20 protein-coding genes and 1 pseudogene are annotated in these 25,496 nt (G+C 45.6%); 7 read left to right on the top strand and 14 right to left on the bottom strand.

All coding sequences use genetic code 11. The annotated features are described in order from the left end of the window. Nucleotides 1-101: 101 nt before the first annotated feature. The 11 genes and pseudogenes from BLW31_RS03980 to BLW31_RS04030 form a co-directional block, all read right to left on the bottom strand. The gene (locus BLW31_RS03980; protein WP_010537838.1) at nucleotides 102-1,349 is read right to left on the bottom strand and encodes a DUF1015 domain-containing protein; all 1,248 of its coding nucleotides are present in this window, start codon (nucleotides 1,347-1,349) and stop codon (nucleotides 102-104) included. Between the two features lie 123 nt (nucleotides 1,350-1,472). Continuing rightward, nucleotides 1,473-2,393, bottom strand: coding sequence for an NAD(P)-dependent oxidoreductase (locus BLW31_RS03985; protein WP_010537837.1), 921 nt, complete (start codon nucleotides 2,391-2,393; stop codon nucleotides 1,473-1,475). A gap of 115 nt (nucleotides 2,394-2,508) precedes the next feature. Next, entirely contained in the window at nucleotides 2,509-3,576 is a 1,068-nt protein-coding gene (gene serC / locus BLW31_RS03990; RefSeq protein WP_010537836.1) for a 3-phosphoserine/phosphohydroxythreonine transaminase, read from the bottom strand. 299 nt (nucleotides 3,577-3,875) lie between these two features. Continuing rightward, nucleotides 3,876-5,210: a DEAD/DEAH box helicase gene (locus tag BLW31_RS03995; protein ID WP_010537835.1), complete on the bottom strand. Its 1,335-nt coding sequence runs from the start codon at nucleotides 5,208-5,210 to the stop codon at nucleotides 3,876-3,878. A 391-nt stretch (nucleotides 5,211-5,601) separates the two neighbouring features. After that, complete coding sequence (gene nqrF / locus BLW31_RS04000; RefSeq protein ID WP_010537834.1) at nucleotides 5,602-6,876, bottom strand: NADH:ubiquinone reductase (Na(+)-transporting) subunit F; 1,275 nt, start codon at nucleotides 6,874-6,876, stop codon at nucleotides 5,602-5,604. 18 nt (nucleotides 6,877-6,894) lie between these two features. Beyond that, nucleotides 6,895-7,521, bottom strand: a complete 627-nt coding sequence (gene nqrE / locus BLW31_RS04005) for an NADH:ubiquinone reductase (Na(+)-transporting) subunit E (protein WP_010537833.1) — start codon at nucleotides 7,519-7,521, stop codon at nucleotides 6,895-6,897. A gap of 140 nt (nucleotides 7,522-7,661) precedes the next feature. Then, nucleotides 7,662-8,303 carry an NADH:ubiquinone reductase (Na(+)-transporting) subunit D gene (locus BLW31_RS04010; RefSeq protein ID WP_010537832.1) on the bottom strand — a complete coding sequence of 214 codons (642 nt, stop codon included), beginning with the start codon at nucleotides 8,301-8,303 and terminating at the stop codon, nucleotides 7,662-7,664. 21 nt (nucleotides 8,304-8,324) lie between these two features. Further along, nucleotides 8,325-8,999 (bottom strand): Na(+)-translocating NADH-quinone reductase subunit C, encoded by a 675-nt coding sequence (locus tag BLW31_RS04015; protein ID WP_010537831.1) that lies wholly within the window; start codon nucleotides 8,997-8,999, stop codon nucleotides 8,325-8,327. A 12-nt stretch (nucleotides 9,000-9,011) separates the two neighbouring features. After that, entirely contained in the window at nucleotides 9,012-10,184 is a 1,173-nt protein-coding gene (locus BLW31_RS04020) for an NADH:ubiquinone reductase (Na(+)-transporting) subunit B (RefSeq protein ID WP_010537830.1), read from the bottom strand. 49 nt (nucleotides 10,185-10,233) lie between these two features. Continuing rightward, nucleotides 10,234-11,758: pseudogene (locus BLW31_RS04025) on the bottom strand (Na(+)-translocating NADH-quinone reductase subunit A). 13 nt (nucleotides 11,759-11,771) lie between these two features. Continuing rightward, a complete protein-coding gene (locus tag BLW31_RS04030) occupies nucleotides 11,772-13,172 on the bottom strand; it encodes a C1 family peptidase (protein ID WP_010537828.1) in 1,401 nt (466 codons plus the stop codon). A 174-nt stretch (nucleotides 13,173-13,346) separates the two neighbouring features. Between BLW31_RS04030 and BLW31_RS04035 the strand changes: the two genes are divergently transcribed. The 6 genes from BLW31_RS04035 to BLW31_RS04060 all read left to right on the top strand — a co-directional run bounded on the left by BLW31_RS04035 (nucleotide 13,347) and on the right by BLW31_RS04060 (nucleotide 21,378). After that, nucleotides 13,347-14,681 carry a BamA/TamA family outer membrane protein gene (locus BLW31_RS04035; RefSeq protein WP_010537827.1) on the top strand — a complete coding sequence of 445 codons (1,335 nt, stop codon included), beginning with the start codon at nucleotides 13,347-13,349 and terminating at the stop codon, nucleotides 14,679-14,681. A 127-nt stretch (nucleotides 14,682-14,808) separates the two neighbouring features. Further along, nucleotides 14,809-15,558 carry a TolC family protein gene (locus tag BLW31_RS04040; protein WP_010537826.1) on the top strand — a complete coding sequence of 250 codons (750 nt, stop codon included), beginning with the start codon at nucleotides 14,809-14,811 and terminating at the stop codon, nucleotides 15,556-15,558. A gap of 10 nt (nucleotides 15,559-15,568) precedes the next feature. Next, complete coding sequence (locus BLW31_RS04045; protein WP_010537825.1) at nucleotides 15,569-17,797, top strand: GumC family protein; 2,229 nt, start codon at nucleotides 15,569-15,571, stop codon at nucleotides 17,795-17,797. Further along, nucleotides 17,781-19,268 (top strand): O-antigen ligase family protein, encoded by a 1,488-nt coding sequence (locus tag BLW31_RS04050; RefSeq protein WP_010537824.1) that lies wholly within the window; start codon nucleotides 17,781-17,783, stop codon nucleotides 19,266-19,268. The genes BLW31_RS04045 and BLW31_RS04050 overlap by 17 nt, the downstream gene beginning before the upstream one ends. A 3-nt stretch (nucleotides 19,269-19,271) precedes the next feature. Then, nucleotides 19,272-20,168 carry a glycosyltransferase family 2 protein gene (locus tag BLW31_RS04055; RefSeq protein ID WP_010537823.1) on the top strand — a complete coding sequence of 299 codons (897 nt, stop codon included), beginning with the start codon at nucleotides 19,272-19,274 and terminating at the stop codon, nucleotides 20,166-20,168. A gap of 22 nt (nucleotides 20,169-20,190) precedes the next feature. After that, complete coding sequence (locus BLW31_RS04060) at nucleotides 20,191-21,378, top strand: glycosyltransferase family 2 protein (protein ID WP_010537822.1); 1,188 nt, start codon at nucleotides 20,191-20,193, stop codon at nucleotides 21,376-21,378. An 8-nt stretch (nucleotides 21,379-21,386) separates the two neighbouring features. On the opposite strand, the gene BLW31_RS04065 is transcribed toward BLW31_RS04060, so the two are convergent. Continuing rightward, nucleotides 21,387-21,830, bottom strand: coding sequence for an N-acetylmuramoyl-L-alanine amidase (locus tag BLW31_RS04065; RefSeq protein ID WP_010537821.1), 444 nt, complete (start codon nucleotides 21,828-21,830; stop codon nucleotides 21,387-21,389). A 157-nt stretch (nucleotides 21,831-21,987) separates the two neighbouring features. Continuing rightward, on the bottom strand, nucleotides 21,988-22,524 hold the full coding sequence (locus BLW31_RS24335; RefSeq protein WP_010537820.1) for an HU family DNA-binding protein: 537 nt from the start codon (nucleotides 22,522-22,524) through the stop codon (nucleotides 21,988-21,990). Between the two features lie 611 nt (nucleotides 22,525-23,135). On the opposite strand from BLW31_RS24335, the gene BLW31_RS04080 reads away from it, so the two are divergent. After that, nucleotides 23,136-23,393: a DUF4248 domain-containing protein gene (locus BLW31_RS04080; protein ID WP_008765886.1), complete on the top strand. Its 258-nt coding sequence runs from the start codon at nucleotides 23,136-23,138 to the stop codon at nucleotides 23,391-23,393. 22 nt (nucleotides 23,394-23,415) lie between these two features. On the opposite strand, the gene BLW31_RS04085 is transcribed toward BLW31_RS04080, so the two are convergent. Next, nucleotides 23,416-25,224 carry a bifunctional DNA primase/helicase gene (locus BLW31_RS04085; RefSeq protein ID WP_010537819.1) on the bottom strand — a complete coding sequence of 603 codons (1,809 nt, stop codon included), beginning with the start codon at nucleotides 25,222-25,224 and terminating at the stop codon, nucleotides 23,416-23,418. Between the last annotated feature and the right edge of the window lie 272 nt (nucleotides 25,225-25,496).

The following is a 25,496-nucleotide window of genomic DNA, read 5'->3' on the forward strand; positions in this document are numbered from 1 at the left end:
GCAATCGAGCGGTTATTTCAACACAAACAAGCGGTCAACTTCTCACAAACATCTTGTTGATTGTGAGAGATTGACCGCTCGATTTTTATAAAGTATATACTTTAATCCAATTTATGAATTACTAGTCCCGAACGAAGTTTCGGTTCGAACCAAGTCGTTTTGGGCGGCATAATATTACCGGTGTCAGCAATGTCCATCAGTTGCTTCATGGATACAGGATAAAGTGCCAAAGCTACTTTCATCTCTCCACTGTCGACACGTTTCTTCAATTCTCCCAGACCACGGATACCACCAACAAAGTCGATACGCTTATCGGAACGGAGGTCTTTTATTCCCAAAATCTCGTCTAAAATCAGATTTGAAGAAATAGTAACATCAAGTACACCGATAGGATCATTGTCATTGTACGTGCCTGCCTTTGCAGTCAGACTATACCACTTGTCACCCAGATAGAGCGAGAAATTGTGTAAACCGGACGGTTTGTAAATTTCAGTTCCCTTTTCCTCTACAACAAAGTTCTTGTCCAATGCTGCAAGAAACTGTTCGGGAGTCAGTCCGTTGAGGTCTTTTACTACACGGTTATAATCGATGATAGTCAGCTGATTGGCAGGAAAACATACAGCCATGAAGTAGTTATACTCCTCATCACCGCGATGATTCGCATTCTGCTTTGCTTTCTCAGCCCCCACCAAAGCGGCGGCAGCGGAACGGTGATGTCCGTCGGCAATATAAAGAGCCGGCATTTTAGCAAATTCAGCAGTTATCGAAGCAATATCTTCGTCCTGGTCAACAATCCAGAAAGTGTGCCCGAAGCCGTCACCCGGAGCGATGAAGTCATAAACAGGCTTCTCGGCGGTATATTTCCGAATGATTGTATCCAGTTTCGCATTATCGGGATAAGCAAAGAATACCGGTTCGATATTCGCATTGTTCACACGGACATGCTTCATACGGTCTTCTTCCTTATCACGACGGGTAAGTTCGTGCTTCTTGATGATGCCGTTCATGTAATCAGGAACATAAGCGCCTACTACCAGCCCGTACTGAGTTTTCCCGTTCATGGTCTGGGCGTAGATGTAATAGTTTTCCTTAGCATCCTGCACTAACCAGCCTTTATCCTGAAACAATTGGAAGTTCTCGGCAGCTTTCTTATAAACACACTCATCGTGCTCATCCGTGCCAACAGGAAAATCTATTTCGGGCTTAATGATATGATAAAGAGACTTTTCGTTTCCTTCTGCTTCTGCACGTGCTTCTTCTGAATTTAACACATCGTAAGGACGTGAAGCAACCTGTTCAACCAGGTCTTGCGGCGGACGAACGCCCTTGAAAGGTTTAATTATTGCCATGATATTAGTATTTTATATATATAAATTAAAAGCCACAGACTTCATGAAAATCTGTGGCTCAAATATACTACTTATTTCTAAAAAAGACATTCTGTAACAGAGTGTTTTTATTCAGAATATAACTTACTTGTTTACTCTGAACTTCTCGCAACCGTCTTTCAGGAAACCGACAATCTGTTGAGCAGCAGCAATACCGGCATTGATATTTGCTTCGGCAGTCTGTGCACCCATCTTCTTCGGAGTAGAGAAATAACGTCCGGCAAACTTCTCTGCAAATTCAGCGTTAGCAGCAGGCATGATATCTGTCATATACTTGAAGTCAGCACGTTCTTCCATCAATTTGATCAGCTCGGCTTCGTTGATCACTTCCTTACGGGCAGTGTTCACTAGCATAGCACCTTTCGGCATGTCCTTCAGCAAAGCGTAATTGATAGAGTTCTTCGTCTCAGCAGTTGCCGGAATATGAAGAGACACTACCTGACAAGTCTTGTACAGTTCTTCTGCCGAATCAAGAGCTTTCACACCATCTTTCTCGATCACTTCTTTCGGGCAGAAAGCATCGTAAGCATATACTTCCATTCCGAAGCCTTTAGCTATACGGGCAACGTTACGACCCACATTTCCGTACGCATGGATACCCAGTTTCTTACCCATCAATTCTGTACCGGAAGTACCGTTATAGAAGTTACGAACGGCGTATACCATCATCCCTAAAGCCAGTTCGGCAACTGCATTCGAGTTCTGTCCCGGAGTATTCATTACACAAACATTGTGAGCAGTGGCAGCAGCCAGGTCTACATTATCGTATCCTGCACCTGCACGAACTACAATCTTCAATTCTTTGGCAGCATCCAGCACTTCTGCATCAATAATATCACTACGGATAATGATAGCGTTAGCATCTTTCACTGCGTCCAGCAACTGTGCCTTATCGGTATATTTCTCCAGCAAAGCAAGCTCATATCCGGCTGCTTCGATTTCTTTACGGATACCGTCTACAGCAACTTTGGCAAACGGTTTTTCAGTAGCTACAAGTACTTTCATAATTAATCTGTATCTTTTGAAAAAAGATTCACCACAGATTTCACCGGTCTACACACTATATTCAATAAGATTTCAGTGTAAATCCGTGCAATCTGTGGTGACTCTGTTTATATTATTAATGAAGTTTTTCAAATTCCTGCATGCAGTCGATCAAAGCCTGTACGCTTTCTTTCGGCAGAGCATTGTAGCAAGAAGCACGGAAACCACCCACTGAACGGTGTCCTTTGATACCTACCATACCTTTTTCTGTAGCGAACTTCATGAAGTCAGCTTCCAGGTCTTTGTATTCGGGAGCCATTACGAAGCAGATGTTCATGCGTGAACGGTCTTCCTTGGCAGCAGTACCTACAAACATTTTGTTACGGTCGATTTCAGCGTACAGCATATCAGCCTTTTCGATAGCACGACGTTCCATTTCTTTCACACCACCCTGTGCTTTGATCCAGCGCAAGTTCAGCAATGCAGCATAGATAGGCACTACCGGAGGAGTGTTGAACATAGAACCGTTGTCAATATGAGTCTGATAGTTCAGCATTGACGGGATGTAACGGGACACTTTACCTACTGCATCATTCTTCACGATAACGAATGTAACACCGGCAGGAGCCAGATTTTTCTGCGCACCACCATAAATACAGATATATTTAGAAACGTCGATCGGACGTGAGAAAATATCAGAAGACATATCGGCAACCATTGGAACCGGAGAGTCAAGGTCTTTTTTCAATTCTGTACCGTAAATCGTGTTATTTGTGGTTATGTGAAAATAATCTGCGTCAGCAGGAATTGTGTAATCTTTCGGGATGTAAGTATATGTAGCTTCAGCGGAAGAAGCAACTTCTACAACTTCACCAAACCCCTTAGCTTCTTTCATTGCTTTCTTTGCCCACACACCTGTATTCAGATAAGCAGCCTTTTTTTCAAGGAAGTTGAAAGGTACCATGCAGAACTCCATACTAGCACCACCGCCCAGGAACAGTACCGAATAACCTTCGGGGATATTGAGTAATTCCTTGAATAATGCCTCTGCTTCGTCAACCACAGGTTGGAAGTCTTTGGCGCGGTGACTGATTTCCATCAGAGAGAGACCAGAGCCGTTGAAATCTAAAATAGCCTTCGCTGTATCCTCTATCACCTCACGCGGAAGAATGGAAGGTCCTGCATTGAAATTATGCTTTTTCATTTGAAGTTTGTTTTTGGTTTAACATTTCGTTAGTTTATGTCTTTTGACCTTGCGAATTTACGAATTTATTTCCGGTGCACAAATCTTTCCTTATAAAAATACTGTTTTAAAGCAGATTTCTCTTTCTTTTTATTGGTTTATACAACATATATACACCATATTGTTATCTATACATGTCAAGTAAGGGATAAAAGGTGAAAATATAACCTGACGGGAATAATCACTTATAGAGTGAAAGAAAAATGCTTGCTAAATGAATATTTATAAAGAAACACAGTGAAAAATAAAAGAAAAATCTCCTACTTGGCTTCTTCGATAATAGTCTTCATCCCCTTGATTTTCTCACCTTGAATGAGGTTCAGAAGCTGTTTTACTTTAGCCCGGCGAACGGCTACAAAAGCATAATGCTCTTTCACATCAATCGCCCCTACATCTTCGCGGGTCAGATTACCTTTCTTATAGAGGAACCCGGCAATATCCATCCGGCTCAACTTCTCCTTTTTCCCCTTACCTATATATATAGTAGTCCAAACGGATTTGGGAGGACGGGCAGGATTTTCGGGCAACTCCATTGTTTCCATGTCTTGAGGAATATATTCCGGAAGTTTCTCTTCAGCATGAAGAATAAGGTAAGATGTACCCGTTGCGTCCCAGCGTGCCGTACGTCCGTTACGATGTGTAAATGCTTCCTCGTTCACCGGCAGATGATAGTGGATGATATGCTCTATTTCCGGGATATCAAGTCCGCGGGCAGCCAAGTCGGTAGAGATCAGTACATGGCAGCTACCGTTACGGAATTTATATAACGCCCGTTCACGGTCCGGCTGTTCCATACCGCCATGAAAACGTTCGGCAGACAGTTTCTTATCTTCCAGCAACTTATGTACCCGGTCCACTGCATCCCGATGGTTACAGAACACAATACTGGAACTGCTTCCTAATGTACAAAGCAGATTATAAAGCGTATCAATCTTATCTTTGGAAGGAGAAAGCACCTTCATCAGTTTCAACCGGGTCTCTTGCTCGTGAGAAGTTTCCGGAAGGAAATCCAGTTTGACCGTCCGGTTCAGCCCTGTGAACCGGGGGATTTCTTCGGCATCAGTAGCCGAAAGCAATACACGCTTTTTCAAACCGGGAAGCTGGGCAATAATCTCCGCCATTTCATCATGGAAGCCGAACTCCAGTGACTTGTCAAATTCATCGATAATCAAGGTTCCGATGGTTTCGGGATCAAAGTTTCCTTTGGCCAGATGATCGGTAATACGTCCCGGAGTACCTATTATAATAGCAGGGTGATTTCCGGCGATGCTTTTCTTTTCTTCGGCAATGGGATGACCACCGTAGCAGCAACAAGTCTTCCACGAAGTTCCCATACTCCGGAATACGGTATCTATCTGTAAAGCCAGCTCACGGGAAGGGACCAGGATCAGTACCTGCACACTATCGTTATTCGGTTTGAGTGTAAGCAGCAGAGGCAAAAGATATGCCAATGTCTTACCCGAACCTGTCGGTGACAACAGGATAACATCTTTCTTACCCGTTCCCTGTTCGAGTGCAGCTTCCTGCATCGGGTTCAAAGATTCAATCTTCAGATTCTGAAGAGCGGACTGTATGATTTCATTTTTCTCTAACATGGGGACAAAGATACAAAAAAAGGTTCTTCAATAGAAGATGTAGCCAAATTATTGGATTACTGAGCACCGAACTGACGACTGCCGGGCACCGAGCCGAACAATGCTGAGCCCCGTGACTACTGCCATTAAGCACCGAGGTGACTGCTACTAAGCACCGAGGCAACTGCTACTAAGCACCGAGGTGACTGCTACTAAGCACCGAGGCAACTGATAAGAAGTACTGAAGCAATAAAATCGGTCAGACGACATCTATAAAAGAAGGCGGGAAATCTGAAAAGGACCATCGTCTTTTTCAAATTTCCCGCCATATATTCCAAAAGTTTCATTTCAGTCTTTTCATAGACTGATGTCATGTTATTCTGGAAACAGGTCTTGGAGTAATCTCTCTCTGTTATCCGCCGAAGTTATCGAACATCAGGTTCTGAGCCGGAACGCCCAGATCGTCGAGCATCTTCTCTACAGCTTTCGACATCGGACCAGGACCACACATGTAGTATTCAATATCTTCAGGAGCTTCGTGGTTCTTCAAGTAAGTTTCATAAATTACGTTGTGTACGAAGCCCGGAGTATATTTCACACCGGCAGCATCAGCAGCAGGATCCGGACGGTCGAGTGCCAGATGGAATGTGAAGTTCGGGAAATCCTTTTCAATTTGCAGGAAGTCTTCCAGATAGAATACTTCGTTCAGCGCACGGGCACCATAGAAGTATGACATCTTGCGGTCGGTCGTATGCAATGTTTTCGTCAAGTGCATGATCTGTGCACGCAACGGAGCCATACCGGCACCACCACCGATCCACATCATTTCCTTGTTAGAGTCGAAAATCGGATGGAAGTCTCCATAAGGACCACTCATTATTACCTTGTCACCCGGTTTCAGCGTAAAGATATAAGAAGAAGCGATACCCGGCATTACATCCATAAATCCGGGACCTTGTTCTTTCGGCTTGAACGGAGGGGTAGCGATACGTACAGTCAGCATGATACGGTCACCTTCAGCAGGGTAGTTGGCCATAGAGTAAGCGCGGATTGTTTCCTCTTCGTTCTTACATTTCAAGCCCATCAAGCCGAATTTCTCCCATGCAGGCAGATATTCGTCACCGATCAGGCTCTTGTCAATGTCCTTATCGTAATCCATTGAGAATTTAGGTATCTTGATCTGTGCGTAAGAACCTGGGATAAAGTCCATGTGTTCACCCTTAGGCAATGCCACGATAAACTCTTTGATAAATGTAGCCACATTCTTGTTGGAGATAACTTCGCACTCCCACTCTTTCACGCCAAGTACCGACTCGTCGATCTTGATAGCCATGTCACTTTTCACTTTCACCTGACAGCCCAGACGCCAGTGGTCTTGCTGCTGCTTACGGCTGAAGTGAGGAACTTCAGAAGGCAGGATTTCGCCGCCACCTTCGAGTACCTGACATTTGCACTGTCCGCAAGAGCCCTTACCACCACAAGCGGATGACAGGAATACTCCGTTTACAGCCAGCGTATTAAGCAATGTAGAACCGGACTCTACTTCCAGTCCTGTTTCGCCATTGATCGTTAGTTTCACGTTTCCTGAAGGCACCAGAAATTTCTTGGCAACCAGCAAGATAACAACAAGCAACAGAATAACCACAAGGAATACCCCAATGCTTGATAATATTAAATTCATATCCATTGTCTTATTCCTTTCTTTTTAGATGTTCAAACCAGAGAAACACATAAATGCGATTGCCATCAGACCTACAGTGATAAATGTAATACCCAGTCCTTTCAGCGGAGCAGGCACATCAGAGTAAGCCATCTTCTCGCGGATAGCAGCCAGACCAACGATAGCCAGCAGCCAACCGATACCCGAACCGAGTGCATAAGAAAGAGCATCCCATACATCACCGATGTATTTCGGATCGCTTGCACCCAGGTTGATGCGTTGTTGCATAAACAAAGAAGCACCCATGATAGCACAGTTTACGGCAATCAACGGCAGGAAGATACCCAGTGAAGCGTACAGCGACGGGCTGAAACGTTCTACCACCATCTCTACCAATTGCACGATACCGGCAATAACGGCAATGAAAAGAATAAAACTCAGGAAGCTGAGGTCAACGCCTTCGATAATAGCGTTGGCAGCCAGCACTCTCGTTTGCAATAAATAGTTCACCGGAAGTGTAACCAGTAACACAAAAGTTACCGCGATACCCAGTCCTACAGCAGTCTTCACATTCTTTGATACAGCCAAGTATGAGCACATACCCAAGAAGAATGCGAATATCATATTGTCCACAAAGATGGAGCGGACGAATAAACTTAATAAATGTTCCATATATTTTAATTAAGAATTAAGAATGAAGAACTTAAGAGTGTTACACATACTAATAAATCAGGAATGATGTAAACGAATGCCCCGACAGCAGATACTGCACAGACAATTCTTCATTCATCATTCTCCATTCTTCATTTATATTAATTACTTTCTTCTTGCAGCTCTTTGTGACGTGCACGCTGATACCATATAATGCAAGCTACGATGATCAATGCCATCGGCGGCATCAACATCAGACCGTTGTTCACATAACCGATGTTCTGGATAGGCTCGTAGTTCAAGATATTGAAGCCAAGCAGAGTTCCCGAACCAAGCAGTTCGCGGAAGAATGCTACGATCACCAGAATTTTGGCATAACCCAAACCATTACCAACACCGTCAAGGAATGATTCCCAAGGACCGTTCTGCATGGCAAATGCTTCCAGACGTCCCATCAGGATACAGTTGGTAATAATCAAACCTACATATACCGAGAGCTGTACGCTTACATCATATGCAAACGCTTTCAGAATTTCACTTACGATGGTAACCAAAGCCGCTACCACTACCAACTGAACGATGATACGGATACGGTTTGGAATCGTCTTACGCAACAGTGAAATAACCACGTTAGAGAAAGCCGTAATAACCGTTACGGAAAGCCCCATCACGATAGCAGGCTCCAGTTTGGCAGTAACAGCAAGTGCAGAACAGATACCAAGCACCTGTACGGTTACCGGATTATCGATTCCCAACGGAGCAGAGAATACTTCTTTATTCTTCTTTGAAAACAGTTGTCCCATATTCTTTATCCTCCTCCTTTATTATTTAGTTAAAAAACTTATGTAACTATTCAGGCAAGCTTTCAGCATGGCGTCCACACCCACCGAAGTGATTGTACCACCAGAGATACCGTCTACCTGGTAATCAGGTTTCTCTACCTTGCCGTTCTTTACAACACCCAGGGCAACAGCAGCATTCTCGAGTGTCTTTTTGCCCACAAATTCATTTTGGAAATGTTCAGTAGCGATTTCCGCACCCAACCCCGGAGTTTCACTTGCGTGTGAGAAGTAAACACCGTAAACAGTGTCTTTGTCCTCATTCAGGGCAACATATCCCCAGATACCGCCCCAAAGACCGGCACCGTAAACTGGAAACACATATTTAGTCTGGCCGTCCACATCACATACGAATACGTGCAGACGTTGGTGTTCTTTGGCTTCTTTCTCGTAGTTAGTAGCAAACTCGTCTGTATTTTCAGCCAGTGTGCCGTCTACGTTCATCAGCATATCACCTTTTACATATTTCTGATACTCAGCATCAGCATCTTCCACATTCTTAACGTTCAATGCGGCAAGAATCTGCTTTTTAGTGTCCAACTGCACATTCTTGTCTTGTGTAGCTTTCAGTGAAGAACTAACGAATGCCAGCAGGAATGCAACGATAACAACCATTACCGAAGCATAAATGATAGTATAACTATTACTATTTGTATTCATTTTCATTCGGTATTATTGGTTAGACTTAACAGCGCGTTTTTCGCGGCGGCTGATGTTGCTCTGTACTACACAGTAGTCAATCAGCGGAGCGAAGATGTTCATCAACAGGATGGCGAGCATCATACCTTCAGGATAACCCGGGTTCAGCACGCGGATAACGATAGCCATCACACCGATGAGGAATCCGAAGATGTATTTACCTCTTTCCGTACGTGCGGACGTCACGGGGTCGGTAGCCATGAACACAGCACCGAAGCAGAAACCACCCAGTACAAGGTGTTCGTACCAAGGCATCTGAGCCATTGTATTGTTTTCCATGCCGATAGCATTGAATACCCAAGCCATGAATGCACCACCAACGAATACGGAAATCATTGTTTTCCAGCTTGCAACGCCTGTCCACAACAGGATAACGGCACCGATCAAGATAGCGATCACACTGGTTTCACCGATAGAACCGGGAATCAGACCTGTGATCATATCCATGCTGAACGGAGGAACCGAACCCGAAGTAGCTGCCTGTCCCAACGGAGTAGCAACAGTCAGACCGTCTACTGCCTGTCCCATACCGAAAATCGTGTCGCCGGATACCCAAACAGCATCACCGGACATCTTAGTAGGATAAGCGAAGAACAGGAATGCACGGGTGATCAACGCTACGTTGAACACATTCATACCTGTACCACCGAATACTTCTTTTGCAAAAATCACAGAGAATGCAGTAGCTACGGCAAGAATCCACAGCGGACAGTCTACCGGAACGATCATCGGGATCAGAATACCGGAAACGAGGAATCCTTCCTGGATTTCTTCCTTCTTCCATTGAGCTACAACGAACTCAATTCCCAGACCTACTACATAAGATACGATTATTTTAGGCAATACAGCCAGGAATCCGTAGATAAACATTTCGATGAAGCTGCCAGTAGCACCTGTATGGGTGAAATGCTGGTAACCTACGTTGTACATACCGAACAGCAACGCCGGTACTAACGAAATAACCACAATCGACATAATACGCTTGCTGTCGATCGCGTCGTGTATGTGCGTTCCCGTTTTCGCAGTCTTGCTGGGCACGAACAGGAATGTTTCGAAGCCGTCGAACACCGACTGGAATGCGTGGAATTTACCGCCCTCTTCAAAGTTCGGCTTTATCTTATCGAGATAATTTCTTAACGCTTTCATTAATATATTTACTATTTTACGATTTACAATTTACAATTTGCCATGCGGATTATGCCATTTCAGCACGCAGCATATCGAGTCCGGCACGGACGATGCGTTGCAGTTCCATCTTCGAAGAGCAGACGAATTCGCAGAGTGCGAAGTCTTCGGGAGCCACTTCGTAGATACCCAGCGCTTCCATGCGGTCGATGTCACCGGCGATGATTGCTTTAATCAGGTATTCGGGCAGGATATCCATCGGGAACACTTTGTCATATTCGCCAGACATGATCATGTGACGTTCGCCACCTTTGATACGTGCATCCAGCGTGTATTCCTTCTTGCCCATCAACCAGCTGAAATATGAATGATTGGCACTGAACTGGTTGAAGCGTGGCATGATCCATCCGAGCATTTCGTGGATGTCGTCACCTTCGGGGATTACAGTCAGCTGGCTATGGAAAGCGCCCAGGAATCCGTTCGGAGAAACTTGTTTGCCGCTCAGCACGTTACCGCTGATGTAGCGCAAATCTCTATCTTTTGTTACGTTTCCGGCAAATACGTTGGTCAGCAATGCACCTACCTGAAGTTTGCAGTAAGCAGGTTTCAACACTTCGGAACCTGTCACGGCTACTGTACGAGTGAAGTTCACACGACCTGTATTGAAGAGGCGACCGATGAAGATAACGGCTTGCGGATCGATTGTCCACACTGTTTCGCCCTTTGAAACGGGGTCGAGGTGGTTGATCTGAACACCTACGTTGCCGGCAGGGTTCGGTCCGTCAAAAGCGGTGATGGTAACGTTCTTAGCCTGTGTCAGTGCAGCAGCTTTCTGTTTCACGCTGATACTCAAGTAAGTTTTTGCCAGTTTGGCGAGGGCATCAAGTCCTGTCTGGAAGTTCGCTTCTTCGCCTTTCAATGCGAATTCGAAGTCGGGAGCCAGCGGATTGGTATCGAATGCGGAAACGAAGATGCCTTTCGGTGTCACTGTCGGGTCTGCAATGATGTCATACGGACGTTGCTTGATAAACGCAAACAGACCTGCCTCCAACAAAGCGGACTTCACTGCCTCCGCATCCATGGAGGATACGTTCTTCTTACCAAATTCCTCGTAGTCCTGCTCAGCTGCAGCTTCCACCACGATGTTCAATACCTTGCGGCGAGCACCACGTTCAACGCTCGTCACTACGCCACTTACGGGCGAAACAAATTTCACTTCAGGATGATACTTGTCAATAAACAAGGGTCCACCAGCCATCACATACTCCTGCTCTTTCACTACCACTTTCGGTGTCACTCCAGGAAAATCATCGGGTACGAGTGCGTAAAATCCCGGCTCTTTCACTGTTGTGTACGTCTCAGCAGCTTTACCTTTCAGGTTTATGTCAAGGCCTTTACGTAACTTTATTACATTTGCCATGCTATATAAAATAATGGTTTCATAAAATTTGCCGCAAAAGTAATAAATAATAATGTGATTCGGGAGGAAAAAAGAAAGGAATTACGGAAAAATATCCGTAATTCCTTTTGTGTTCGCACACGTTCTTCAATAAAGCAGGCTGGAAGACCTTGCGGCGTATAAGTCGATGCAGCATGATTGTCGGTTGATTATTCTTCGCCGGCAAACATTGGATCCCATGCCGGCAGGCGGATCGGTTTTTGTTTCAAGACTTCGAGTGCTTTCGGAGTCACGTATTTTGTTTCCACAACGAGACGGAAGGTATATTCGTTGAACCATTCGTCGGTCATGATGAGATGTCCCTGATAGCCGGCTCCGGCACCCCAACTATTTTCAACCATCCATTTGGCCGGTTTTCCGTTTTTGTCCAGATCGACTGCCATGAGGGTCATGGCGTGGCTGGAGCTGCTGGCGAAGCTTTGGATACGCTGCTTCTTGTCCATGCCGAAGGTAGTGCCCATCAGTGAGTCGTAATCATAGTTTTTGACGTCGAGCAGACCACGGTCAGAGTTCAGGAACTTGCCTACGTCGCAGGAGTAGTACATCATGGTGCTGTCTTTCAGAGAGGCGATCGCCATTTCTTTGATGTCCTCTATCGGGAGGTTGACGTATGTCCAGTTCTTGCCGTCGTAGCGGTGGCGGTCGTAGTCTATTTCATAACATTTGTAGTACTCGCGGCTGGGGTCGTTCATCAGCATTACGTAGTTGTCGATCAGCTTTTCGTCACCGTATTTCTTCAGGAAAGAAAGCGGGGTGTAAGTAGCGGTTTCTACGGGCTCGCCTTTGGCGTTGTATTGCGTCCATGTGAATTCTGTGGGAGGTACACCCAAGTTCAGGACAAGCATGCGGTAGATGGTACTCAACATTTCTGTTTTTGCTTTCTCCATGGCGGCAGGCTTGGCGTTTTTCGATGCCATGTCACGGAGCTGCAAACCCTGTTCGCGAAGTTTCAGAGCGATCAGACTCGCCATGCGGACGGTGTTTTCGCTGCTGTTCGTTTCGGGCATCACGTCTTTGGGGACGAGACCGTATTTGCTTACGATGTCCGCCACTCCGGTGAATGTACCGCCGTCGCTCAACGGATTGCGGAACAGCCATTCCACCATTTTATCGTTCATCGGCTTGTCGCTGGTATCGATGATGCCTTGCAGGAACAGATTAGCCTTTTCCAGCTGATCGAAAAAGAAAGGATAGGTTTGCGAGAATTCGAAAGAACCCAGATTGTATTTGTCGATGGCTTTGGCACGCATTACGTTCAGACCGGTGAAGAGCCAGCAACGTCCGGACGATTTCTGGTCGGTGATACCCTTGGAGTTCACTTTGACAGAAAAATGCGTATCCATCCCCTTCATGTTGTCCTGATTCAGGGCAAGCTTACGGATATCGTTGTTGCTGATGGCGTTCCGGATAGCCTTGTCGGTAGAAGTGCCTTGATAACTCTGTTTGATTTGCTGCATCATGTCAGCGCTGATGCCTCCTTTCGCGTCCTGTGCCTGTGCAGAATAGTAAAGGGCACAGCAAACAAAAACTGATAAAATTCGTTTATTCATTATAGATCGTTTATTAATTAACTTTGCCTGTATGCTAATAGTAATCCGTATGCAATTCCGTTTTACATACTATTAATTGGCAAAAATACGATTCTTTTTTAGATTTATTATCTATGAGAATGAAAACTAATCGAAATAAAATAGTTTCCTTTGCAGCGGATTTCAAGAAAGAATATGAAGAGATATACAATAGGTATATTGATGATGTTTCTATTCATCAATATTTCGTTGGCCCAAACAGCTGACACAGCAGTAAAAAGCGATGAACTGCAAATGACTGCAACTTCTGTCAACGAAGTCGTTTCTACAAATAGTGAAGTAAGTCTGACAAACAACGAAGTTGTTACGGCTCATGAAGAATCTTATTCAACAGATGGGGAGATTGCCCCGACAGACTCCACTCCCACCCTTTCCAAAAAAGAATTGCGACGTCAGCGGGTAGCGAAACGTAATTTACACTACAATATATTAGGTGGTCCCAGCTATACTCCTGATTTCGGATTTCTGATCGGCGGTAGCGCCTTGATGACTTTCCGTATGAACCCGAGTGACACTACCCAGCAGCGTTCGGTTGTTCCGATGGCTATCGCCCTGATGTTCGAAGGAGGTCTGAACCTGTTCACCAAGCCACAGCTTTTCTTTAAAGGCGACCGTTTCCGTATTTTCGGCGTCTTTGCTTATAAGAACACACTGGAAAACTTCTACGGCATCGGATACAGCACCAACAAGGACTATCCGCGCGGTGAAGACACCAGCGAATACCGTTATAGCGGTGTCCAGGTGAATCCTTGGTTCCTGTTCCGTTTGGGGAAAAGTAACTTCTTTGCCGGTCCGCAGATCGACTTCAATTATGACAAGATCACTAAACCTGCCACAGGGATGATAGAGCAACCATCGTACATTGCTGCCGGTGGCACGGAGCACGGCTACTCCAATCTCAGTTCCGGAGTCGGTTTCCTGCTGACGTATGACACCCGTGACATTCCCGCCAATGCTTATCGGGGGACCTACCTGGATTTTCGTGGAATGATGTACAACAAAGCCTTCGGAAGCGACGATAACTTCTACCGTCTGGAGATAGACTACCGCCAATACAAGACCCTCGGACGACGCAGAGTCTTGGCATGGACGGTGCAGACAAAGAATGTATTCGGCGATGTTCCGTTGACCAAATATGCGCTTAGCGGTACCCCCTTCGATCTTCGCGGTTACTATATGGGACAGTTTCGCGACAAGTCCTCACATGTGGTGATGGCAGAATACCGCCAGATGATCAATACAGATAAAAGTAATTGGGTGAAGAAGATGTTGAGCCATGTAGGATATGTAGCGTGGGGAGGATGCGGATTCATGGGTCCTACTCCGGGCAAGATTGAAGGCGTACTTCCTAATCTGGGACTTGGCTTACGTATTGAAGTTCAGCCTCGTATGAACGTCCGTCTTGACTTCGGAAGAGATATGGTGAACAAGCAGAATTTGTTCTATTTCAACATGACGGAAGCATTCTAAAAACAGCATTTGCACACTATTTACGGGAAAAATTGCAAAATTGACCGCATAGTGTATCAATAAATGAAATTAATCCTTATATTTGCACTTGCTATAACACAGCAAAAGCAGATAATAGGGTTAATTTATGAAACAGAAAAAATGCCTCTTCGGAGGATTACTATGTTTGTTTGCCTCCATCGGAAGCGTAGCTGCGCAGGAGGTAAGCGACTATTCGAAACTTCAACCAAGTGATTATTCCAGCATTACACTCCCACCGCTGGATCTTCTTTTCGAGAACGCAAAAAGCGCTCCGACCTATGAATTAGCTACAGTAAAAGAACAAATTGAACGGAAGCTTCTGGCAAAAGAGAAGCGTGCCTTCTTAGGCTTTTTCAGTTTACGGGGCAGCTACCAGTATGGTATGTTCGGTAACGAGTCTACTTATACAGATGTAGCAATTGCACCTTACCTGACCTATGCAACACAGGCACAGAACGGATATACAGTAGGTGCAGGAGTCAACATTCCTTTGGACGGTCTCTTTGACTTGACAGCGCGGGTAAAACGCCAAAAACTGAATGTACGTACCGCCCAACTTGAAAGAGAAGTTAAGTTTGAGGAAATGAAAAAGGAAATTATCCTTCTATACGCAACTGCGACCTCCCAATTAAACATTCTTAAACTTAATGCCGAAGCCCTCATGCTTGCTAATGTACAATATAGTATAGCTGAAAAGGATTTCTCGAATGGAGCTATTGATTCGGGAACTTTATCATCTGAAAAATCTCGCCAATCAGACGCACAAGAGAAATTCGAAAACAGCAAATTCGAGCTAAGCAAGAGTTTAATGATACTTGAATTAGTCACCCACACTCCCATTTTAAGAAACAAATAAACATACATCTATGGAATACATCCTTTATATCAGCAGATTCCTATATCGTATCCGTTGGTGGTTACTTATTGGAACAGCCATTATAACATTTGCTGTTTACTATTTTGGGAAACGCATGATAGGCAAAACATATAACGTAGAGGCAACCCTCTACACTGGTGCTGCTTCCGGCTACAATCTAGAAGGTGGAAATAACAAAGTGGATTGGGCGACAACTCAGAACGCTATGGATAACCTAATGAACATTATCAAGGCTGAAAGTACACTCAAACGGGTATCTATGCGATTATATGCCCGAAGTCTGATCAAAGGTAATCCAAAAGAAGACAATGAATTCATCAAAGCCAGCAATTACAACAGAATATACGAACACCTAAAGAACAGTCCGAACGGGAAAGAAATACTGTCATTAATAGATAAAAACAGCGAAGATAAAACGGTAGCCAACTTTTTCAACTACTTGAGACCGACCCAGGCGAACTATCTCTATGGAGTATTCTATTATAATTTGCCCTATTACTCTTATAATGATCTCAAAGCAATCAGAGTAGCGCGTAAAGGTGCCAGCGATCTGATTGAAATAAGTTATACGGCAAGTGATCCGGGTATCGCCTATAATACCATCGACATCCTGACCAAAGAATTTGTAAACGAATACAGTGCAATCCGCTATGGTGAAACAGATAAAGTTATCGAATATTTTAAAAGCGAACTTCAACGCATCGGAAAGGAACTTCGGCTTAAAGAAGACTCACTAACGCAATATAACGTAGAAAAACGTGTTATTAATTATTACGATGAGACCAAAGAAATCGCTGCCATCAACAAAGAGTTTGAGTTACGTGAACAAAACGTATTGATTGCATACAACAGCGCCAAAGCAATGTTAAACGAACTGGAAAAGCAAATGGGCAGCAATGCCAAACATGTAATCAACAATCTTCAGTTCTTGGATAAACTGAATGAAGCCGCTTCGCTTACAGGAAAAATCTCAGAAATGGAAACGATTTCAAGTGATCATCAGAATCAAGAAGCCTCATTACAGGAATATAAGAATCGCTTAAATCAAACGCGCAAGGAGCTTTCCGAGCTTTCAAATAAATATGTAGAGAACAAATATACCAAAGAAGGAATAGCTAAAGAGAACATCATAGAACAGTGGCTTGAAGTAACCATGCAATACGAAAAAGCCAAATCAGACTTACAAATTATACAGCAAAGCCGTATAGACCTCAACGAGAAATACAGACAATTTGCACCAGTAGGTTCCACTATCAAACGTCAAGAGCGTAACATAACTTTTATAGAGCAAAATTACTTGTCTGTATTGAAAAGCTACAATGATGCCCTCATGCGTAGAAAAAATCTGGAAATGACCTCCGCTGCATTAAAAGTATTAAATGCTCCGGCATATCCGATCAGTGCCATGCCCACTCCTTTGAAAAAAATGGTGATGGCAGCGTGTGCCGGTACCTTCCTATTTATTTTGGGGTTCTTCTTAATTCTTGAATTATTAGACCGTACTCTACGCGATTCTATTCGTACACGTCGTTTGATTGGACTTCCGATGTTAGGCGCCTTTCCAAAAGACTCTATTTTAGAGTATCACAATTATGTTGAAGAATCAAAAAGTATAGCTACAAAACAGTTAAGCAATAGTATCCTTCGTTTCTGTCAGCAAAAGAAAGAAGGATTGCCCTACATTATCAATTTTATTAGCACAGAAGGCGGGGAAGGCAAAAGTTATGTGATCGAAGCCCTAAAAAAATACTGGAACAGTATCGGACTTAAAACAAAAGTAATAACATGGAAGTCAGACTTCAGAATTGATTCACGAGAATACAACCTGGCCAAAAGCATTACCGATCTATACACATCAGAGGAAGAAGATATTCTCATCGTTGAATATCCCAATCTGCGGGAAGCTAGCATATCGCCGGAATTACTACAAGAAGCTAATCTAAATATACTCGTAGCCCGTGCTGACCGTGGTTGGAAAGAGACCGATAAGCTCTTGTCAGAAAAGCTAAGTCAACAAGTAGGTAAAACTCCACTTTATGTTTACTTGACACACGCATCCCGCAATGTGGTTGAAGACTACACCGGTATGCTTCCACCCTATACACTTTGGAGGAAAATAGTATACCGACTGTCACAATTGGCATTGACAGAAAGTATATTCACGTTCACAAAAAGAGAGAAGCAGCCGGCAACATCAGGAGATGAAGATGACGAATGATAAAGGAAAATACAGTCAATACTTAACAGTAGCCGGTAACTATTTTGCCAATAAAGGATGGGTACATTTGCTATTGGCAGGAGGATTGTATATATTATACAAAATGTTCTTTCGTACTTCCCTTCCTTTCTTTCTGACGATTAGTTCATTGCCTTTAATGACAGTTATTCTCTTATTGATTATCAAATATTCAAAGCAAAGTTTCTATACACTTTTCATTCTCCAATTCCTGCTGGCAGCAGCTTATGCAGTGACAGACATACCATTGGGAGTAGCAACATTAATGTGTACATTGTTTGCCGTTGTTTTGCTCTTTGCGTACGGAATGCATGAAAAAATTGACTGGTCGGAAAGTCGTAATGGTATGCTTATGCTTTTTCTGATATGGGGAGTTTATTGCATATTAGAGATAGCTAATCCGAACAATGTTCAGGCAGCATGGAATATCTCCATCACCCATTATCTCATATATCCTATTGTATGTGCTGTCATCGTACCGTTAGCAATCCGTAACATCAAGGGGATTCAGTGGCTTCTAATTATATGGTCTCTTTTCATCCTCTTGGCAGCAGCCAAAGGATATTGGCAGAAAAACTGTGGTTTTAATGAACGTGAGCAGTATTTTTTATACGTTTTGGGAGGAGCAAGAACTCATATTATTTGGTCCGGTATTCGTTATTTCTCATTCTTCAGTGATGCAGCGAACTTCGGCGTACACATGGCTATGGGTATTTCACTTTTTGGAATTTCACTTTTTTATATAAAAGGCGTATGGCTGAAAATCTATTTTATACTTGTCATTATTGCCGCCATTTACGGAATGGGAATTTCTGGAACACGGGCTGCGATAGCTCTGCCTATCGGTGCTTTAGGGAGTTTCATTATTCTTTCACGCAATCGCAAAGCATGTATTACAGGTATTTCAGTTCTTGCCTTGTTATTCTTGTTTTTCGTATGTACCAATATAGGAGATGACAATCAATATATCCGCAAGATGCGTTCTGCATTTCATCCTAGCCAAGACGCTTCCTATCAATTACGTGTAGACAATCGAAAGAAAATGAGAGAATTGATGATTCACAAGCCTTTCGGATATGGGATAGGGTTGTCCAAAGGCGACCGTTTCTATCCCAAAGAACGTATGCCCTATCCACCGGATTCCTGGTTAGTCTCAGTATGGGTAGAAACCGGAATCATCGGTCTAGTTCTCTACCTGGCTGTTCACGGAGTCCTTTTTGCATGGTGCGGATGGATACTGATGTTCAAGATCATGAACAAACGCCTGCGAGGCTTACTTACTGCCTGGCTCTGTACCGCTGCCGGATTCTATCTGGCAGCCTATGCCAACGACGTGATGCAATATCCCAACTCCATCCCCATATACACAGCCTTTGCCCTCTGCTTCGCAGGACCGTACATTGACAAGCGGATGCAGCAAAATAAAGAAACAGAACTGAAAAACGAACAATAGATTATGATGAACGACCCTCAAGTCTCCTTTATCACAGTTTGCTACAACGGCTTTAAAGACACTTGCGAATTAATAGAATCGCTGCAAACACATGTACATTCCGTGAGCTATGAAATCATCGTCGTAGACAATGCTTCGCGCGAAGACGAAGCGACCAGAATCAAGGAGCTATATTCCGATATAGTCACCCTGCGGAGCGAGTCGAACCTAGGCTTCTCCGGCGGAAACAATCTGGGAATCAGAGTAGCCAAAGGAGCCTATATCTTTCTGATAAACAATGACACTTATGTTGAATCAGACGGATTCCACTACCTGACAGAGCGACTGGAAAGTCAGAAAAACATCGGAGCCGTCTCTCCGAAGATACGCTTTGCCTTTCCTCCGCAAAACATACAGTTTGCCGGATTCACCCCCCTGTCGGCAATCACTATACGCAACGAAATGACAGGTTTCGGCTGTCCGGACGACGGCACGTTCGACACCCCGCACACGACCCCCTACCTGCATGGGGCGGCACTCATGGTAAAACGTGAAGTCATTGAGAAAGTAGGAGAAATGCCGGAAATATTCTTCCTGTATTATGAAGAAATGGACTGGTGTACACAGATGACAAATGCCGGTTACGAACTATGGTATGAGCCTCGTTGCACCATCTTCCACAAAGAAAGCCAGAGCACCGGACAGTTCAGCAAGCTACGTACTTTCTACATGACGCGCAACCGTTTGCTCTACACCCGCCGCAACCGGAAAGGTGCTCAGCGGCTGCTCTCCATTCTTTATCAATCTACCATAGCTGCCGGAAAAAACAGCCTTCAGTTTGCCCTGAAAGGTCGTTTCGATTTATTTGCCACAGTATGGAAAGGTGTTGTCAGAAGCTTTTCTGTCACCTCTCCTATCTGATAACCCCTAAAAATGAAAGACCATGTATACCTTTATTGACTGGATTCTCTTTATTCTCCTGGCACTTTGTGTCGGTTATCTGCTGTTCTACGCCATTGCTTCCAAATTCTATCGTCCGCGAAAACTTTCCGAAGCACGTATCCAGCGTCGTTTTCTTGTACTCTTCCCTGCATACAAGGAAGACAGGGTGATCGTCTCCACTATCCGTAGTTTCCTCAAGCAGGAATACCCCAAAGAAATGTACGACGTTCTTGTCATCTCCGATCAGATGCAGCCGGACACGAATGCTGCCCTACAAGCACTCCCCATCTGTTTGCAAGTAGCCGGCTATACCAACAGTTCCAAAGCCAAAGCCCTTACGCTGGCAATGAACGTCACTGCCAACGAATCTTATGACGTAGTAGTGATCATGGATGCCGACAATGTAACGACACCCAATTTCCTCGCAGAAATCAACCGTGCTTTTGACTCCGGCCTGCATGCTGTACAAGCCCACCGCACAGGAAAAAACATGAATACAGACATCGCTGTTCTGGATGCGATCAGCGAAGAAATAAACAACGGATTCTTCCGCAGCGGGCACAACGCGATAGGATTGTCAGCCGGATTAGCCGGTTCCGGAATGGCATTCGACGCTCATTGGTTCCGCCGAAATGTAGGACATCTGCAAACATCGGGCGAAGACAAGGAGCTGGAAGCCCTGCTGCTAAAACAACGCATTCATATCGAGTATCTGGAACAACTGCCCGTATACGATGAAAAGACACAGAAAAAAGAAGGTATCAAAAATCAGCGTAAACGATGGATTGCAGCACAATACGGTGCATTGCGGGCTTCCTTGCCCGATTTCCCGAAAGCACTGATTCAGGGAAATATCGACTACTGCGACAAGATTCTTCAATGGATGCTGCCTCCCCGTCTGATACAACTGGTGGGAGTTTTCGGTTTCACTTTACTCTTTACCGCAATCGGCTTACTAATGAGTCTGCAAAGCGGAGAAAACGAGTGGTATACGGCCATCAAATGGTGGATACTGTCAGCCGCCCAAGTTGCCGCCATGATCATACCTGTGCCGGGAAAGTTGCTGGACCGGAAATTAGGAAAAGCAATCCTGCAAATTCCGGCACTGGCACTGGCAATGATAGCCAATATGTTCCGACTGAAAGGAGCAAACAAAAAGTTTATTCATACTGAGCACGGAGAAGAATAAGGCCTTCGTCAAGCCCACTCCTTCTCCGCATCAAAGCACGGACAAGCCTTCACCCATTCCTCCGGTTCGATCTCCCCGTTCCCGTTCAGATCAGGACTCAGATCACGATGCCCGCACACCCGGCAACCGGGATAGTCACGCAGCAACGTAAGCACAAGCACATGCATCGAGTGTACCTGCCATTCGGTACGGGTGTCGGCAGGCCGCCCGTGACAGTCAAGTCCGCCCTCATAGCAAATGCCGATACTTGTCCGGTTGAATCCTTTCGCATGAGCTCCTATCCGTTCAATGGGGCGGGTAGTCTTGATGTCGCCATTTTTCCGGATATAAAAGTGGTAGCCGATCCCGTTAAATCCCCGCCGGCGGTGACACACTTCAAGGTCTGTTTCCGTGAAATCCCTGTCCGCCCTAGAGGCGGAACAGTGGATCACAATCAGGTCAATCTTCCTCATCGACCTGCCCTTTCGTTCGTTTTCCTTTTCTCTTCCTGCGGAAGAAAAGCAGGATTTCCAATGCAATCTCCAAAATCTTGTCAATCATAACTTTTTATTTTTACAGGTTATTCATTTACAGGTATCACGCATTAATGATGCTGATATACTTACCGGACTAAACGGTAGGATCGGGAGCTTCCTCTTCCCCTCCATCGCCACCGGAGCCGCTGCCGCCGCCACTACCGGAGCCTCCGCCATCCCCGTTGCCTCCCGAAGCCGGCGCATTCTTGGAGATGAGTTCGAAGACCATGTTATTGTCCCCGCCACGTGTGGTAGCCGTGCTGTCGTTGGCAAGCCGCAGAGAATTATCGACCTTGAAACGGAGGTTGACACGAGTAATATTCCTCACCGTACAGTCCTTTTCCTGTTCCACGCCGGGACAAGTAAGCGTGGTATAGAAAATCCCCAAGCCGTCAACCTTCACCTTATTCCCCGCTACGAGCACCTTCTTCATCGAGCGGACAAAGGATTGCATCACGTGCTCCACATCCTCCACCGAAAGCGAACCGATCGACTCGATCTCACGCGCCAGCGACCCGATAGAATAAAGTTTCGATTCCCCCGGCTTGGGTTTGAGCACATACACCATCGGCGATTTGTCATCACCAATCTTTTTTCTGCGCTGATAGCGCACCACAGACACTGTTGCCATACTGAATTTGTATTAAAGAAAAGAAGGACATTCTCCCTTTCTGTTGGTGAAACAAAGATACGGCAGTGCACCGGCGACTTCCCGGATTACGACGGACTGCACCGGACTATGACGGGATAAAACGGATTAAGACGGATAAAAGCAGAATAAAGTGAATCAGAAACTGATTGAAAGCATACTAAAAGCGAATACAAAGTAACCATAAAGCAGATAAAAGCTGAAAAGCTCCCAACCAACCCCGAATACCGGATCAGTTCGAAAACCCGGTTGTTTTCAGATTATTTTTTGTACGGAAATGAACTAAATTATAAATTGAGGATTAGGCACGGATTACACGGATTTCACGGTTTTAGTGCTATGATTACGTAAAACAACCGTGTTAATCCGTGTAATCCGTGCCTAAATATATTCTTTTCGGTATAGTATGGAGCTCAAACAGGGTTTTCGGACTGACCCCGAATACCCCCCCCAAAAAAAGATAAGCAGACAACGTGAATAACAGCTAAACAATACAAACATAAAAGCGACACTTTCATGAGCAACAAATTTGCTAAATCCAGTAAAAAACAGTAACTTTATACCCATTGCAACACCCTACAATTAAATCAAAAATGAAAGCAAATACAGATACCCTGCAAAAACAGGAAGAAGAAAAATCCTTCCAATACCGCAGCTACGGAAAAGGAGAACTCGCCATGCTATATATCCCCAACGTCCAGCAACAAAGCGCAGTAGACCGCTTCAACGAATGGATCGAAGCCGCACCCGGACTAAAAGAACGCCTGCTATCCACCGGCATGAATCCCCGAAGCAGACACTACACACCCGCACAAGTACGACTGATCGTAGAGGTGCTGCAGGAACCTTGAAGATAAGTATGGGGCCGACTTTTTAGTCAGCCCCTTCAAACAGCTCCTTCTCCGGCAACCAGCACGAGCTGTCACTGACAGTATTTCTGACCCGTTGTTCCGGTGGGACGGACGGGTCTTGGGACTCTTCGCAGGGGAGGTAACGTCCGCTGACGGGATCGTAGACAAAAGTAGCCACACCACCCGCTCCGAGGTGTTTGAACTTCACTTTTTCGACATAGACGCGTGTCACTCCGACCTCCTTGTCACGCTCCACTACCAAGCCATAATCCGCCTTGTTGAAGAAATCGGCAGACCCGTTTACGTCGTACATTTCCGGACGCGGAGTATGGTTCGTCACCGGATTGCGGTTCATCTTTCGGGGGTGCGCCACAAGAATCACCAGACAGTTATATTGCGTGGCAAACTCCGTAAACAGATTCAGAAAATTGGAAAGATACTGCGTTTCCGATTGCCCCGGCGCGGGGGTATGCTCGAAACGGTTGACCGGGTCGAAGACGAAGATGCGGCATCCCCGACGCAGGACAAGCTCACGGGCTTTGGCAAGCACCCGTTCCGGAGTGGCGCTGCCTTTGAGGGCGATATGACAGACGTTTTCGGCAAGAAACTCTTCCGAACGGAGCAAAAGTCCTTCCGTCATGCCGCAACCGTTTTGAAAACGGCGTCCGGTCAGTTTCTCGACCAGCTTGCGGAGATGGTAGACGATAGGATTATTCTCCGGACTGAAAAACGCGATCTTCCACTGATGGCGCATACAGAGGCGCAACACCAGTTCGTCCAGCCATTCCGATTTTCCGGCCCCCGGTATGCCCGTAACGATGACCAGCCGCCTACGTTCGTACGTACAAATCTTATCCATCTCCTCCCAACCCGTCTCCGCACCGGGACCGAAGCCGTTGTCGAACAATGCCCGCAGGTCTTCGTGCAGATCGGCGGCGGTGAAGATGCCTTCAAGAGGGATTTCTTCCGCCTGCTCGATGGCGATACGAAGGCTGTCGATCCCATATTTGACAAGATGTTCATTGGCATCCTTGCACCCCGGTCCGTAGACGGCCACACGGCAGCGTTCGGCACCCAGACGGTTGACCAGCTCGTCACGCAGTTTGAGCCCGGCAGAGTCGGTGTCAACGGCTATGATGATGTCTTTCAGATTCTCGAAGTGCGACTCCATGAAGCGGTCGAGCCACGAAAGGTTCGCGTTTGCTCCGGCAGGTACGGAGATCACGCTTTTGAATCCGGCGGCAAGGGAGGACGCGGCATCCAGTTCGCCTTCGTGGATGATACAGGTGTCCTGTCCCAGCACGGAATCGATATTGTAGGGAATCAGTTCGGCTCCCTGCACCATCTTGAAATTTTTGGCACCGCTACGGAATTTGGTGTTGACGAGTTTCCCGTCCTCAAAATAGTTGAAACAGACGCACCGCTCTTTCGCTCCGGATTGCGACATGAACTCTTCCTGCTCCGTGATGCGCAGACCAGCGATGACGGACTGCGGAATACAACGCGTCTCTACCAGCCAACGCTCCGTAGCTTCGGAAAGCGTCGTCTTCGAAGCGTCGAACACCGGACGGCGGAAGTGCTGGGGAACGGCAGATGCCGCACGACGTTTACGGGCAGCCTGTCGCTCGGCTTTCTCACGCTCTTCGGCATCGTCGGGGACGTAGAAGTCGGCTCCGCAATGGTAGCAATGGCAATGCCCTGTGTCGATATTGACCCGCAGCGAACGGTCACGCTTGTTGTGCCTCGTCGGGAGGCATTGCTCGCAGATGGTTTTAACGACACCGCTGGTATGTCTGCGGACATCGACATGATAATTAGCAAAATTTCTCATATTTCTTGTTTTTATTCTCCCCTTCCGAAAAGGAGATTTTAAGTTTGTATTAATAATTTTTCTATCAGTTCCCAATGCAGGCGGAAAGCTGAGCATCAATGGGCAGCGAGCTGAACACCAATGAGCAGCGAGCCGAGCATGAACGAGCACCGAGCCGAGCATGAACGAGCACCGAGCCGAGCATGAATGAGCACCGAGCCGAGCATGAATGAGCACCGAGCCGAACATGAACGAGCAGCGAGCCGAAAGGCAACGCTCACGTAGCCGGATGT

Source organism: Bacteroides faecis MAJ27 (assembly GCF_900106755.1).
GTDB classification, from domain to species: domain Bacteria; phylum Bacteroidota; class Bacteroidia; order Bacteroidales; family Bacteroidaceae; genus Bacteroides; species Bacteroides faecis.